The 14,929-nt window shown below is 63.1% G+C and carries 13 protein-coding genes; 7 read left to right on the top strand and 6 right to left on the bottom strand.

The genetic code is table 11. The annotated features are described in order from the left end of the window. Nucleotides 1–36: 36 nt before the first annotated feature. Nucleotides 37–1,116: an ABC transporter substrate-binding protein gene (locus FNZ07_RS02725; protein WP_091008121.1), complete on the bottom strand. Its 1,080-nt coding sequence runs from the start codon at nt 1,114–1,116 to the stop codon at nt 37–39. 138 nt (nt 1,117–1,254) lie between these two features. On the opposite strand from FNZ07_RS02725, the gene FNZ07_RS02720 reads away from it, so the two are divergent. The 3 genes from FNZ07_RS02720 to FNZ07_RS02710 all read left to right on the top strand — a co-directional run bounded on the left by FNZ07_RS02720 (nt 1,255) and on the right by FNZ07_RS02710 (nt 5,006). Continuing rightward, nucleotides 1,255–2,190: a LysR substrate-binding domain-containing protein gene (locus FNZ07_RS02720; RefSeq protein WP_091008118.1), complete on the top strand. Its 936-nt coding sequence runs from the start codon at nt 1,255–1,257 to the stop codon at nt 2,188–2,190. Between the two features lie 210 nt (nt 2,191–2,400). Continuing rightward, the gene (locus tag FNZ07_RS02715; RefSeq protein WP_091008115.1) at nt 2,401–3,921 is read left to right on the top strand and encodes a sugar ABC transporter ATP-binding protein; all 1,521 of its coding nucleotides are present in this window, start codon (nt 2,401–2,403) and stop codon (nt 3,919–3,921) included. 128 nt (nt 3,922–4,049) lie between these two features. After that, on the top strand, nt 4,050–5,006 hold the full coding sequence (locus FNZ07_RS02710) for an ABC transporter permease (protein ID WP_245811387.1): 957 nt from the start codon (nt 4,050–4,052) through the stop codon (nt 5,004–5,006). Between the two features lie 18 nt (nt 5,007–5,024). Here the strand turns inward: FNZ07_RS02710 and FNZ07_RS02705 are convergent, their stop codons facing one another. The 5 genes from FNZ07_RS02705 to FNZ07_RS33520 form a co-directional block, all read right to left on the bottom strand. Further along, nucleotides 5,025–5,984 (bottom strand): ABC transporter permease, encoded by a 960-nt coding sequence (locus FNZ07_RS02705; protein WP_091008108.1) that lies wholly within the window; start codon nt 5,982–5,984, stop codon nt 5,025–5,027. Then, entirely contained in the window at nt 5,977–7,008 is a 1,032-nt protein-coding gene (locus tag FNZ07_RS02700; RefSeq protein WP_091008105.1) for an ABC transporter permease, read from the bottom strand. Before FNZ07_RS02700 ends, FNZ07_RS02705 begins: the two co-directional genes overlap by 8 nt. After that, the gene (locus FNZ07_RS02695; protein WP_091008102.1) at nt 7,005–8,570 is read right to left on the bottom strand and encodes a sugar ABC transporter ATP-binding protein; all 1,566 of its coding nucleotides are present in this window, start codon (nt 8,568–8,570) and stop codon (nt 7,005–7,007) included. The genes FNZ07_RS02700 and FNZ07_RS02695 overlap by 4 nt, the downstream gene beginning before the upstream one ends. Beyond that, on the bottom strand, nt 8,571–9,575 hold the full coding sequence (locus FNZ07_RS02690) for a sugar ABC transporter substrate-binding protein (protein ID WP_091008100.1): 1,005 nt from the start codon (nt 9,573–9,575) through the stop codon (nt 8,571–8,573). It abuts the gene before it with no gap. Nucleotides 9,576–9,680: 105 nt separating this feature from the next. After that, nucleotides 9,681–9,857 (bottom strand): hypothetical protein, encoded by a 177-nt coding sequence (locus FNZ07_RS33520; RefSeq protein ID WP_170275655.1) that lies wholly within the window; start codon nt 9,855–9,857, stop codon nt 9,681–9,683. On the opposite strand from FNZ07_RS33520, the gene FNZ07_RS02685 reads away from it, so the two are divergent. The 4 genes from FNZ07_RS02685 (at nt 9,856) to FNZ07_RS02670 (ending at nt 14,922) form a co-directional block, all read left to right on the top strand. Then, the gene (locus FNZ07_RS02685; RefSeq protein ID WP_091008096.1) at nt 9,856–11,097 is read left to right on the top strand and encodes an SfnB family sulfur acquisition oxidoreductase; all 1,242 of its coding nucleotides are present in this window, start codon (nt 9,856–9,858) and stop codon (nt 11,095–11,097) included. The two genes, FNZ07_RS33520 and FNZ07_RS02685, sit on opposite strands and share 2 nt — an antisense overlap. Nucleotides 11,098–11,101: 4 nt before the next feature. Next, nucleotides 11,102–12,322, top strand: a complete 1,221-nt coding sequence (locus FNZ07_RS02680; RefSeq protein ID WP_091008094.1) for an SfnB family sulfur acquisition oxidoreductase — start codon at nt 11,102–11,104, stop codon at nt 12,320–12,322. A 53-nt stretch (nt 12,323–12,375) separates the two neighbouring features. Next, nucleotides 12,376–13,755 carry an LLM class flavin-dependent oxidoreductase gene (locus FNZ07_RS02675; protein WP_091008091.1) on the top strand — a complete coding sequence of 460 codons (1,380 nt, stop codon included), beginning with the start codon at nt 12,376–12,378 and terminating at the stop codon, nt 13,753–13,755. An 81-nt stretch (nt 13,756–13,836) separates the two neighbouring features. Further along, nucleotides 13,837–14,922 (top strand): substrate-binding domain-containing protein, encoded by a 1,086-nt coding sequence (locus FNZ07_RS02670; protein WP_091008087.1) that lies wholly within the window; start codon nt 13,837–13,839, stop codon nt 14,920–14,922. Nucleotides 14,923–14,929: the final 7 nt, after the last annotated feature.

Here is a 14,929-nt window from a genome sequence, read left to right as displayed (position 1 = left end):
TGAAAAAGGTGCGACGTGCGTTCTACCCGCGATCGATCAACGTTCGACGCTGCGATTCCAGCGCTCGGTCCATTCGGCGCGATGCGGGTTGATCGTGGCCCAGTCCAGTGCAACCAGTTTTGCAATCTCGCTGGCGCCATAAGGCACGCGTGCCGCCACTTCAGGCGTGAGCTTGACCGTGCTGTTGACCGGGCCGAGACCGATCGCCTGCGCCTGAGTGACCTGTACGTCCGGACTCAAGAGATACTGGACGAACTGCTGCGACAACGCGGGCTGGGCGTTCTCCGCGACCACGCACGCCGCGACCTGCAGCGCAACCGCGCCTTCCTTCGGATAGACGAACTTGAGCGGGAAACCCGTGTTCTGCAGTGCAACCGCGCGGCCGCTTCCATAGGGCGCGAGGATCACGTCGCCGCTTTGCATCAGGCCGTCCATCTCGCCTGGTGTCGGTGCCCAGGACAAAACGTTCGGAGCAATCTGCTTGGCGATCGCCGTGAAACCGGGCTCGATATTCTTTTCGCCGCCACCGTTCATCCGCGCGAGCATGACGAGCGTATGCAATCCATACGTGTTGGTGATCGGCGGTACACCGAGCTTGCCCTTCAGGCGTTTGTCGGTCAGTACGTTCCACGAGTCCGGCGCGGGCAGCCCCATCTTCCTGAACGCCTCGGCGTTGTAGCCGATGCCCGTCGCCACCATGCCGACACCGACCGCAGTCGGGCCGAGACGCGCGAGCGGATACAGGTCTTTCATCACCGGTGCTTCATCGACCTTCGCGCACAGGCCCATCTGCATCGCCTGATACATTGGGCCATCGTCCATCACCGCGACGTTGATCTGTTGATGGCCTTTCTGTGCCTGCAATTTCGCCAGCGTGTCGCTCGAGTTGCCCGCGACGTAAACGATCTTGACGTCATGCGCTTTCTCGAACGCCGGGATGATTTTTTGCCGGTACATGGTCTCGTTCGAACCGCCGACGTTCGCTACGTACAGCGTCGTTTCGGCCTGCGCAAGCAACGGGCCAACCAGCGTCGCTGCGAGACCCAGCGCGACGGCGCGCGGCCGCAAGAACCCACGGGAGGACGCCGAGCGGCGCGGTGGCTGTGCGTGTTCCATATGCGGTTCTCCGGACGAGGCGGGTCGGATGGTTGGGTCGGTGTGGGGGTAGCGCGAATTGATTTTGTTCGTCGCGAGGCATATCGTCCAATACGAATAAAATAACTACCTATACAACCGTGATATGGGTTTCGAGCCATGAATCTGAAGCACATAGAAGCGTTTCGCGCGGTGATGCTGGCCGGCTCGATGACCGCGGCGGCCAAAGAGCTGGTCACGTCGCAGCCCAATATCAGCCGTCTGATCACGCAGCTCGAGCGCGAAACCGGACTGCTGCTGTTTCAGCGCAGCGGCGTCCGGCTGATTCCGACCAGCGAAGGCAATGCCTTTTTCCGCGAAGTGGAGCGCGCGTATGTGGGCCTGCAGGGATTGACCAACGCGGCGGCGCAAATCAAGAACCTGGGCACCGGGCGGTTGCGCATTGCGGCGATGCCGTCGGCGGGTATGACGCTCGTGCCCCATGCGATCCAGCGCTTTCAGGCCTTGTATCCCGACGTCACCGTCTCTTTGCATGTGAATACGTCGGGCACCGTCAATCACTGGACCAGTTCGCAGTTCTGCGATCTCGGTGTTGCGATTTACCGCAGCGAAGCGTCCAGTAGCGAAGTCGAACTGCTATCGAGAGTGGCCGCGGTCTGTGTGCTGCCGGCGGATCATCGGCTGACGAAGAAGGCGTCGCTCAGGCCCAGGGATCTTCAAGGGGAGCCGTTCGTCTCGCTCTGTCATGGGGACGGCACGCGCGCGCAAACGGACGAAGTGTTCGAGCGCGCCGGCGTCGAACGGGTGATGGCAATCGAGGCGCAATACACGGCGATCTGTTGCGAGATGGTGCGTTGCGGCCTGGGCGTGACGCTCGCTCATCCGATCGTCGCGCAGGATTTCATCGGTCCTGGCATTGCGATCCGGCCGTTTTCCCCGGCGGTGATGTTTCCGATTTATCTGTTGTATCCGCCGCACCAGCCGCGCTCGCACCTGACGCAGGAGTTTGTCGAGGTGCTGCGCAAAACCCACGACGACCGGCTTGCCGCGATGGAAAGACCTGAGCGGGGGAATCGCCTGGCTCGTTCGCGGTAGCGCGCCGGGCGATTCAAAGCGGGCTATGGGGGATCGGCAATCGATAACTGGACAGCCTCAGTGGGATTTGCGCCTCATAACCATATTCGCAACGGTTGGTTGAATCGGGCGAAGCGCACGGATAGGATAGACGGTCCGTTTTGGTCTACCCTTTGGTTTTCCCTTTCGTCTGTCCATTTCCTGGACGCGGCCGCCTCGCGTTTCTGCTCGATGCAACCATCCCTTCTTGCCGTTTCCGCCGTATCGAAGCGCTTCGGCGCGACGGTCGCGCTCGAACACGTCGATCTGTCGATCGGTGCCGGCGAGATCGTTGCGTTAATGGGCGCGAACGGCGCGGGCAAGTCGACGCTCGTGAAGATATTAAGCGGTGTATATCGTGCCGACGCGGGCATGTTGTCGCTCGCGGGGCATCCGTTTATGCCCGAATCGACGCAGGCTGCGAAGCGGCTCGGCGTCGCGACCGTGCATCAGTCGATTGCCGACGCGGTCGTGCCGTCGCTGTCGATCGCGGACAACCTGCTGCTCGACCGGTTGTGCGATGGCGCTGGGCCGTGGCGCGCAACGCCCGCTGCGCGTCGGCGTAGTGCCGCGCCGCTGGCGGCGCGCGTTGGGTTGGACGTCGATCTGTCCGCACCGCTTGCTACGCTGCCGCTTGCTGCACAGCAACTCGTGACGCTCGCGCGTGCGCTTGCCGCGCAGCCCGCATTGCTGATTCTCGACGAACCTACTGCGAGCCTCTCTGCGCCGGAAGCCGAGCGTCTGTTTGCGCTGCTCGACACATTGCGCGCGGAAGGTGTCGCGATCCTGCTCGTGTCGCATCGGCTCGGCGATTTACGCCGACTCGCCGATCGTGTCGCGATCGTTCGCGATGGGCGCATCGTTGCCGATCTGCGGCCGCCGATCGATTTCGATGCGGTGGTCGAGACGATGATCGGTCGGCCGTTGCGCAGTCATCTTGTGCGTGGGCCTGATTCCATCGAAACACCGATGTCGCCCAAAATCGCTAAGGCGCATGCGGGATTAACGGGTTTTCACGCGGAGCGTGTGCAGTTGACGCAGCATTCGATTCCATTCGATCTCGATGTGCGCCGCGGCGAAATCGTTGCGATTGCGGGGCCTGTTGGCGGCGGAAAATCGCGATTGGCACGTGCGATCTTCGGAGCGGGCCGGCTCGTTGCGGGTCGCATGTCGCTCGACGGCGCACCGTGGCAACCGCGCTCGCCCGCCGACGCAATTCGTGCCGGCGTGTTTCTCGCCGGCGAAGACCGCTGGCGCACGTCGCTGTTCGCGGACAGCGTGTCGTTTGCGTCGATAGCGGGCACGATCAGCTTTCCGTTTCTACCGCGCTGGTTTCCGCACGGCCGCGTACAACGCGCAGTCGAAGCGCGTGCCGCCTCTGACGCGATCGAACGCTTCGGCATTCGCTGTACTGGTCCCACCGATCGCCTGACGAAGCTCTCCGGCGGCAATCAGCAAAAAGTTGTGCTCGCGCGCTGGCACGCACAACCCGCGCGGCTGCTGTTACTCGATGAGCCGTTCCAGGGCGTCGACGCGGGCGCGCGAGCCGATATCGTCGATACGTTGCGCGCGCAGGCTCACGAGCGCGCGACCCTCGTCTTCGTCAGCGATCTCGAAGAAGCGTTCGAGATCGCGGATCGCGTCGTGCGCTTCGATCGCGGCACGATCGACCACACCTCTTCTTTCGAACCCGAACTTTCCCCATTGTCATGAAGACCGGCTCACCACGCGTTTCTGAAGCGCATTCGGACCACGACTCCGTTCCGGTCGATGCTGTTCCTGCGCAGGTTCCCGCAGCGCGATCGAAGCTCGCATGGCGCGAATACCTCGAACGCAGCGGCATGCTGATCGTGCTTGCGGTGCTTGTCATCGTGTTCACCGTGAAGGAGCCTGCGTTCCTCAATGTCGACAACCTGTTCAGCATTCTGCAGGCCGTGTCGATTGTTGCGCTGCTCGGCATCGGCGTGACGATTACGCTTGCCGCAGGCGGTTTCGATCTGTCGGTGGGGAGCGTGGCGGCATCCGCGCAGATGGCGGCGAGCTATGTGCTGATCGTCTGGCATGGCAGCGCGCTGGCCGCAGTTGTCGCGTGCGTGGTGCTCGGCGCGGCCGCGGGTCTCTTCAACGGGTTGCTGATCACGCGCCTGCGTGTACCCGATCAGCTTGCTACGCTCGGTACGCTGTTTCTGCTCGCCGGTCTGCAACTGATTCCAACAGGCGGTCGTTCGCTCGCAACCGGTACCGTGTTGCCGGATGGCACCGAAACGACCGGCACATTCCCCGACGCGTTTCTCGCGCTCGGCCGGCTACGTCTGTTCGACGTCGTGCCGGTGCCGGTCGTGCTGCTCGCCGTGTTGACCGTAATCGCATGCATCGTGATGGAGACGACGCGCTGGGGCCGCGTGATCTATGCGATCGGTGGCAATGAAACGGCGGCGCGGCTTGCAGGTGCGCCGACCGCGCGTTACCGGATCGCGGCGTATGTCGCCTCGGGTGTGATCGCGTCGCTTGGCGGTGTGCTGATTGCTGCGCGCGTGGGACGCGGCGACGTCAGCGCCGGTCATTCGATGTTGCTCGACGCCGTGGCGGCAGCGCTTGTCGGTTACGCGGTGTGGGGGGCGAAACGGCCCAATGTGTTCGGGACGGTGGTGGGCGCGGTGTTCGTCGGTGTGCTGCTCAACGGCCTGACGATGCTGAACGCGCCGTACTACATGCAGGATTTCATCAAGGGCGTGTTGCTGGTCGGCGCGTTGGCTTTTACGTTTAGCGTAGGGCGCGATACGACGCAGCGGACGTAATACGTAGAGCGATTGGCGTCATGCGTACCGCCCATGCCGCTGCGCAAAACTCACTGCAAGCACCGCGAAAATCAACGCACCGGTAGCCACCTGCTGCCAGTAGAAATTCCAGCCAATCAGCAGTAGCCCATTTGCAACGAGGCTCAGCAGCAACACGCCGAGTAACGTACCCGCCACACCGGGACGACGCGTCGGCGACAGCGTCGTCCCGATGAACGTCGCACCGATCGCGTTCAGCAGGTACGCGTTGCCCGCTTGCGGCACATACGCCTTCACGGTCGATGACAGCAACAACCCAACCACACCATAGATCAACGCACTCGCGACAAAGATCGCGCCACCGAGGGCCGCTACCGGCAAGCCGGAATAGCGCGCGACACCCGGCTGTGCACCGAGTGCAGCGATCTGCCGGCCGAACACCGAATGCGCGAGCGTGACATGCACGGCGAGTGCGAGGACGATCACGATCCACAGCGGCACCGGCAGACCGGCGAACGTGCCGTGCGCGAGCGCACTGAACAGCGGCGGCAGCGCGACGTTCAGCAGATAGATGGGCTGGCCGCCATCGGTGGCCAGTTGCTGCGCAGTCTGCCCGATGAACAGCGTACCGAGCGTCGCGAGAAACGGCGCGATACCAAGCCGTGCGATCAGCACACCGTTGAACGCGCCGACCAGCAGCGCCGCGCCGAGGCCACCGAGCGCAGCCGGCAGCACGCTGACGTGATGCGCGCTGAGCAGCACGAATACCAGGCTCGCGATATCGATAGACGTGCCGAGCGACAGATCGATCGCGCCGAGCGACAGCGCGAGCGTCATGCCGAGCGCGGCGATGGCGAGCAGCGCGAAATTGTTCAGCAGCACATCGGCGAAGTTGTCGACACGCGCGAAACCGGGCGCATAGATCGCGAAGAAGACGATCACGACGGCGAGTGCGCCGACCAGCGCGAAGCGCTGCAGACGGGCGAGTGTGTCAATCATGAGCATCGCTCCCGGCATGACGCCGCCGCACGAACGCAGTGGTGGCGACGACGAACAGGATCAGCGCGCCTTCGACACCGTTGACCCAATAGCTCGACACATTGTCGAGTTGAAAGCCGTTGCCGATCATGCCGATGAACAGGACCGCCAGCAACGTGCCGGGAATGGTCGGCACGAGCCGCCGCGAGAACACCGCACCGAGCAACGCTGCGGCTACGACCGCAAGCAGGTTCTCGCCGGCACCGGGTGCGCTACCGCTCAGCAGCGACGATGAAACCAGGGCGGCGAGCGCCGCTGCGAGACCGCCCAGTACATAGCTGCCCGCGAGGTAACCGTTTGTACGCAGGCCAGCGGCGCGCGCAGCGTCGCGATGAGCACCGGTTGCATGCAGTCGCAGGCCGAACGGTGTGTAGTGAATCAACACCGTGAACGCTGCCGAGACGACTACGAGCGCGTAAGCCACGACCGGAATATCGAACGGCCCGTTGTCGAGCAGGAACGCAAGCAACGGGCTTGCCGCCGGTACCGACGTGTTCTGCGTCAACACCAGCTCGAAGCCGGCACAGAGATTCATCGTGGTTAGCGTGGCGAGCAGCGGGTAGATCCGCAGCACCACCACCGCGAACGCATTGAGCGCGCCGACGCTTGCGCCGGCGACGAATGTGAGCAGCAACGCCACAACGGGACTCGCACCGTCGCGCAGCGCGACCGCATAGACCGCGGCACACAAACCAAGATTGGCTGCCATCGACAGATCGAGCCCACCGCGGATCGGGTCCGCTCCACCGCCGATCAGCACGACTGTCAAGCCAAGCGCGAGTATTCCGACCACGGCCGACTGCTGGAACACATTGGCCAGATTGGCGAGCGTTAGAAACAGCGGCGAACTTAGTGCGAAACCGGCGAACACCGCGGCGAACGCGAGCGCCGCGCCGCTGCGCAACCACCATTGCGGATCGCCGAAACGGATCGAGGATGCGGGCAAACGTTCGCGCGTACCCGCGGCATCGAGTACCTTGCTCATGCGGCAAGCTCCTCGTCAGTCGATGTAGTTCGTGCACCCGCGGCCCATGCGAGCACCTGGCGGCTGTCGGTCTCGCGCGAGACCAGTTCGCGGACGAGCCGGCCGCGCGCCATCACGAGCACGCGGTCGGTGATATCGAGTAGTTCGAGCAGATCGCTGGAAAACAGCAGGACCGCAGCACCTTCGCGTGCCAGCCGATCTAGCAGCCGGTAGATCTCCGCCTTCGCACCGACGTCGACGCCAACCGTCGGCTCGTCGAGCAGATAGACGACGGACGCACGCGTCGAGCCGCGACTGAGCCACTTTGCCAGCGCGACCTTCTGCTGGTTGCCGCCCGACAGCGTGCGTACCGGCGCCTCGATGCCTGGCGCGCGCACTGCAAGCGTTTCGATCAGTTGCTGCACCGCTTGCGTCTCACGACGCCGTGCGAGCCAACCGAAGCGGCTAAATCGCGCGAGACTCGCAAGTGTCGTGTTTTCGCGCACTGACAGCGCCGGTGCGACGCCATGCGCGCGGCGATCTTCCGGAACGAATGCGATGCCCGCACGTACCGCATCGAGTGGCCGTCGCAGCCGCACCTCGCGACCGTCGATCTCGATACTGCCGCGCACACCGCGTTCCAGACCGAACAGGCTGCGTACGACGTTCTTGCCGCCGGAACCGAGCAAACCCGTCACGCCGACTATCTCGCCGCGGCGCAGGTCGAATGACACGTCGTCGAAGCGTTGCGGTGCGGCGAGACCGCGTACGCGCAGCACGACATCGCCGGGCGGACGCGTGGCGGTGGCAGCACGCGCTGAGGGCTGCGTACCGATCATCGCGGCGACCAGTGCATCGGCCGGTGTGGTGCGTGCGTCGACGTGCTCGACATCGACACCATCGCGCAGCACGGTGACGCGATCGCAGACTGCGGCGATCTCGTTCAGATAGTGCGAGACGTACAGGATCGTCAGGCCGCGCTCGCGCAGACGGCGAATCGTGTCGAGCAACCGGTCGACTTCACGACTGACCAGCGCCGCGGTCGGTTCGTCGAAAACCAGAATGCGCGGCTCGCGCATCAGTGCACGTGTGATCTGTACGATCTGCTGTTCCGCGACGCTCAGGTCGCCGATCAGCCGGCGCGGATCGATTTCGACGCCGAAGTGTGCAAGCAGCGCAGCACGCGCATCGCGCTGCATGCGACGCGGCGCGAGCAGGCGCAGTGTACCGGCGGCACGCGGCCCGACAGCGCGTTCGTCACCGAGCAGTAGTGCTTCGGCGACCGTGAAGGTCGGCGGAAGCAGACGCTCCTGATGAATGAAACCGAGCGCCGCGTGACGATCGCGATGCGTCGTCGCCGCCGGTTGCTCGATACCGTCGATAGATAGCGTGCCCGAATCCGCTGTGTGGATGCCCGCCAGAATCTTGATCAGCGTCGACTTGCCCGCGCCGTTCTGGCCGATCAGTCCGTGCACGGTACCGCGCGCGACCTCGAGCGATGCACCGCGCAGCGCCGGCACACCGTCGAAGTGTTTGACGATGTCGTGCAGGGCGAGCGCGGGCGGGTGACGCGTCTTGCTCATTTACTTCGCGCCAAGCTGACCAAGCGTCTGCTGCGCGGTGCCCGCGTTGTCCTTGGTGACGAGCAGCGATGGTACATACGTGTACGGCGCGAGCGTATGGTCGCCGGCAAGATAGCGTGCGACGTTATCGATGGCGGTCTTGCCGATCAGCGCCGGTTGCTGCGCGACGACTGCCGCCGCGCTCGACTTCGGATCTTTGACAAGCGTCACGACATCGGGACTACCGTCCACCGCATAGGTTTTGATCTCGCTGCGACCGGCGGCGTCCACGGCCTGCGTCGCGCCGACCTGCGGCACGTCCCAGGCAGCCCAGATCGCGGCGATCTGTCCTTTCGGGTATTTGCCAAGCAACTGGCTCACCTGCGCATAGGCGCTCTGCACGGTGTTCGGAATCACATCGCGCAGTTCGGGCTGGAGGATATGCACCTTCGGGTAGAACTTCAGCACTTCCTTCAACTGGTCATAGCGGATCGCACAGACCGGCACGCCATAGAAACCGTTGAAGACAAGAATATTGCCCTCGCCGTGAATGTCGTTGACGAGCTTCAGCGCGAGCTGCTCGCCGATAAAGAAATTGTCGGAGGTCGTGACGTTCAGGCTCGACGGCGATGCGGTATCGATCGTGAAGAGCGGGATGCCGGCTTGGCGGATTTTTTGCAGCCACGGTTCGAGTACCGACGCGGTGCCGAGTTGCTCGACGATCGCATCGGGCTTCTGTGCGATCAGCGTCTGGATCTGCGCGATCTGCCGGTTGTCGTTGCGGACTGCGTCGAGTGCGATCGGGGTGCCGCCGAGGCGTTTCACTTCATCCACTGCGCCTTGATATGCCTTCAGGTCCCAGTAGTGATCGGTGCCGGCCACGGTGATGCCGATGCGTTTTCCTTTGAGCGAGGGGATCGCAGCATCGTTGCCTTGCGCCTGGGCGGCATGCGGTACGACGGCGGTGAAAAAAACAAACAAAGCGGCAGCAGCAAGCGAGGCAAGGGGAATGTGCGAGCGTGTCATGTCGAAAGAAACGAAAGACGGTCGAACGCGGTGCGCGTCGGGACCCGGAAAATGGGAAAGGAGAGAGGCAGCGGGCGCTGCCGGTCTCGCCGACTCTAATGCAACTCACATCGCTGCTGAAACATCGATTCGGACTATCGATATGACGGCCGCGGCGTAGTACTCGATGCTGTCTGGATCTGCTTGCCAGCCGAAGGAATATTCATTGCCGAAACCCTCAGTTTGCGCACGCCATGCCCGCTGATAGATTGTGCGCACAGTCACTACAGCGGAGATTTGCATGGCCGAGCTCGACGAAACGGCTTTGTCGCAACCGGCGCAAGCCGATACTCAACACACGGCGCGTGTGATTGCAGACGATGCCGACGCTATAGCAGCGGCGCACGCGCTTGCACAGCGACTCGCCAAGGAAGCAGCCGTGCGCGATCGCGAACGTCGGTTGCCGCATGAAGAAATCGAATGGTTCTCGCAATCGGGGCTGTGGGCGATCACGGTGCCGAAGGTATACGGCGGCGCAGGCGTGTCGTTCGTGACGCTGACCGAGGTCGTAAAGATCGTTGCAGCAGCCGATCCGTCGCTCGGACAGTTGCCGCAGAATCACTATGGGCTCGTCGACGTGATCTCGTTGACCGGGACCGATGAGCAGAAACGCTATTTCTTCGGCGAGATCCTGAGTGGGAAGCGCTTCGGCAACGGTTTCTCGGAGAAGGGCACGAAGCACGTGCTCGATTTGAAGACCCGCGTGCGGCGTGACGGCGACGACTATGTGGTGGACGGCACGAAGTTCTATTCGACCGGCGCGCTGTTTGCGCACTATGTACCGGTGCTCGGACTCGATGACGATCGCAAGGGTTGGCTCGCTTACATCCCGAAGGGCACGCCGGGGTTGACGGTGATCGACGACTGGTCGGGTTTCGGTCAGCGCACCACGGCAAGCGGCACGGTCGTGCTGGATAGCGTGCGTGTGCCCGCTTCGCATGTGTTTCCCGCGCATCGTGTGTCGGATTTTCCGACGCTGAATGGGCCGATTTCGCAGATCATCCAGGCCGCGATCGATGCAGGCATCGCACATGCCGCGATTGAAGACACACTGACGTTCGTGCGCACACGTTCGCGACCGTGGATCGATAGCGGAGTGGAGCGCGCAGCCGACGATCCGTTGACCGTGCGCGAGATCGGCCATCTGCACATCCAGCTTCACGCGGCCGATGCGTTGCTCGAACGCGCTGCACGTACGCTCGATGCGATTGCCGCGCAACCCGAGGTCAGCGAAGACGACGTCGCGCGCGCTTCGGTGGCGGTCGGCGAAGCGAAGGTGCTGACCACCGAGATCGCGTTGCTCGCGAGCGAGAAGCTGTTCGAACTGGCCGGCACGCAATCGACGTTGAGCGAACACAACCTCGATCGTCACTGGCGCAATGCGCGCACGCATACGCTGCACGACCCGGTGCGCTGGAAGTATCACCTCGTCGGCAACTACTATCTGAACGGCGTCAAACCGGCGCGTCATCCGTGGAATTGACGTCATGAGCGCATTGCCAGATTCAGTGGCGCGTGGCAAGCGCGTCGCAACGCGTATCGAGAGCGACCAGCAGGCACTCGACATTGCCCGTGCGCTCGCGCCCACGTTCGCCGAAGGTGCCGCCGAACGCGATCGCGAGCGTCGCTTGCCGTTCGATGAAATCGAAGCGTATTCGGCGAGCGGTTTGTGGGGCATCGCGGTACCGCGCGAATATGGCGGCGCGCAGGTATCGTTTGCGACACTCGCGGAGGTCACGGCGATCATCTCCGCTGCCGACCCGGCACTCGGCCAGATTCCGCAAAACCATTTCTTCATGCTCGATGTGCTGCGTGTGAACGGTACACGCGAGCAACAGGCGTTTTATTTCGAACGTGCGCTGGCGGGCGACCGCTTTGGCAACGCGTTGTCCGAACGCGGCACGAAGACAGTGCGCGACTATCGAACCACGCTGACACCGGAAGGCGCCGGTTTCCGGATCAACGGTACGAAGTTCTATTCGACCGGTGCGCTGTTTGCGCAATGGATTCCGGTGGTCGCGAAAGCGGCCGACGACACGCTGTACGTCGCCTTCACGGCAGCGGACACGCCGGGCCTGTCGGTCATCGACGACTGGTCGAGCTTCGGACAGCGCACCACGGGCAGTGGCACGACGGTACTCGATAACGTGTACGTCGATGCCGCAGCCGTGGTGCCGTACAGCACCGCATTCGATGCACGCCCGACTACGGTCGGCCCGCTCGGACAGTTGATCCATGCCGCCGTCGATCTCGGCATCGCACGTGCAGCGTTTGCCGACGCGCGGCGCTTCGTGCGCGAGCGGTCGAGACCGTGGGTCGACAGCGGGGTAGAACGCGCAAGCGACGATCCGCTCACGCTCGAACTGTTCGGCAAGCTTGCGCTGCAGCTCGATGCAGCGGATGCGCTGCTCGAACGCGCAGGCCGCAGCGTCGATGTAGCGGTCGCACAGTCCGACGAGCGTACGGTGGCGGCCGCATCGATTGCAGTGGCGAAGGCGCGCGCCGCGACAACCGAGATCGCGCTGCAAGCTTCGACAAGACTGCTCGAACTAGCCGGTACCCAGGCGACGTTGCGCGAACACAACCTCGATCGCCACTGGCGCAACGCGCGCACGCATACGCTGCACGATCCGGTGCGCTGGAAGTACATCGCGCTCGGCAATTACTATCTGAACGACACGCTGCCGCCGCGTCACGGCGCGTTGTAACGCGCCGCGTTTTCGTTCCGAATTTTCGTTCGCTTTACTCCAGGATTTCGACGATGACGAGACAGATCCGCCTCAACGCGTTCGACATGAACTGCGTCGGGCACCAATCGCCGGGCTTGTGGGCGCATCCACGCGATACATCGTGGCGCTACAAACACCTCGACTACTGGACGGACCTCGCGAAGCTGCTCGAGCGCGGCAAGTTCGATGGTTTGTTTATCGCCGACGTACTCGGTATCTACGATGTGTACCAGGGCAACGGCGAGGCGGCGATTCGCCAGGCCGCGCAGGTGCCCGTCAACGATCCGGTGCTGCTCGTCTCTGCGATGGCCAACGTGACCGAGCATCTTGGCTTTGGCGTGACGTGTTCGCTGTCGTACGAACATCCTTATCCGTTCGCGCGTCGCATGTCGACACTCGACCACCTCACCAACGGACGAGTCGGCTGGAACATCGTCACGTCGTATCTGGACAGCGCGGCGCGCAACGTCGGCTTGCCGAGCCAGGCGAATCACGACGAACGCTATGCGCTTGCCGAAGAGTATCTGGAGGTTTGCTACAAGCTGTGGGAATCGTCGTGGGAAGACGATGCGGTGGTGCGCGATGCGGCACGGCAGGTGTTTACCGAGCCGTCGAAGGTGCATCCGATCGGGCATCGCGGCACCTACTTCGACGTGCCCGGCATCCACTTGTGCGAGCCGTCGCCGCAGCGCACACCGGTGCTGTATCAGGCGGGTGCGTCGAAACGCGGCAAGGACTTCGCGGCACAGCACGCGGAATGTATCTTCATAGCAGCACCGTCACGCACGATCTTGAAGAATTTCGTCGCCGATATCCGTGCACGCGTGAAGTCGTTCGGTCGCGATCCTCACGACGTATTGATTTTCAACCTGCATACGGTGATCACCGGCAACACCGCCGCCGAAGCGCACGCGAAGCACGCCGACTATCGCCGCTATGCAAGCGACGAAGGCGCGCTTGCGCTGATGTCCGGCTGGACCGGCATCGATCTGTCGAAGTACGGGCTCGACGAGCCGCTGCGGCATATCGAAAGCAATGCGGTGCAGTCGGCGGTGGAGGCATTGTCGAGCGCGGACCCGACGCGCGTGTGGACCGTGCGCGAGATTGCGAAGTGGGGCGGCATAGGCGGGCTGGGCCCGCTGTCGGTGGGCGATCCGCGCGAAATCGCCGATGAACTGCAGTCGTGGGTCGACGAGACCGATGTCGACGGTTTCAATCTTGCGTATGCGCTGACGCACGAAACGTTCAGCGATTTCGTCGATCTGGTGGTGCCGGAATTGCAGCGCCGCGGTGTCTACAAGACCGACTATGCTGAAGGCACACTGCGCGAAAAATTGCACGGCGGCGGCGCGCGGCTTACCGGACTGCATCCGGGCGCGAGCTATCGCGCGGCACATGCCGCACACGAGTGAAGATTTTTATCGCTTCACTCGTTCATGAATGTGAACTTCACGGGCCGTTCGCAGCGGCCAGAAAATAGAAAAGGACTTTCGATGAGATCGCTTGTTCATGCTGCGCGCTGTGTGCGTGCATCGCGGCCTATCGCCGCCGCGCTAGCCGTATTGGCCACGTTCCTTGTAACAACCGCGGCGAATGTTGCGAATGCCGAACCACTGAAAGGCGCACCTGCGCCGTTCGACAAAGGCGGCGTAAAGGTCGCACTGGTCAACTATCTGTCGACCGGCGATTTCTTCCAGGCCTATGAAGCGGGCGCGCAGAAACAGGCCAAAGCGCTCGGCATCGATCTGCGCATTTACGAAGGGCGCCAGGACGCTGCGGAGCAGCGCGAGCAGATCCAGCAGGCGATCAGCCTTGGCGTATCGGCGATCATCGTCAATCACGGTTTGCCCGAATCGCTGAAGGACGTCGTTCAGCGAGCACTCGATAAAGGTATCAAGGTCGTCGCTTTCGACGTCGATCTGAACAACCCGAAGGTGCCGCAGATCGAACAGAGCGATCGCGATCTGGCGACGCTGCTGCTCGATCAGGCGGTCAAGGACAACGGCGATGCATTCGCCGCGGGCTATGTCTATGTGGCGGGTTTCGCGCCGCTGGACCGGCGCGATGCGGTATGGCGTAGTTTCAAGGAAGCGCATCCGAAGGTGCAGGAGAAAGCGCGCTGGGGCACGGTCGACAATCCGATTGCGCAATCGGTGGCGAATCAGGCCGCGGCTGCGTATCGCGCGCACCCCGATATCCGCGTCGTGTTCGCACCGTATGACGAGTTCGCGCGCGGCGCAAAACTCGCCGCTGACGAAGCCAAACTGTCGACGAAAATCCGCATCTACAGCGCCGATATTTCAACCGCCGATATCGAAGCGATCCGCGCACCGGGTAGCGCGTGGGTTGCAACTGCGGCGACCAATCCAGCCGTGGTCGGCGCGGTATCGGTGCGGGCGGCGGCGCTGCTGGTGGCGGGGCAGAATCCGGGCGCCCACATCGCCGTGCGGCCCGCGTTGATCACTCGTGACGACCTCGTCAAGAACGACATCCACACGATCGCCGAACTCGGCGCGAAATTTCCGGCGTTCCGCACGAGCGATGCGGCGCAGGCGGCGTGGATTCCGGTGGCGGATTGAGCGTACA

This window comes from Paraburkholderia megapolitana (assembly GCF_007556815.1).
Classification (GTDB): Bacteria; Pseudomonadota; Gammaproteobacteria; order Burkholderiales; family Burkholderiaceae; genus Paraburkholderia; species Paraburkholderia megapolitana.
This window is presented reverse-complemented; position numbering and strand designations above follow the sequence as displayed.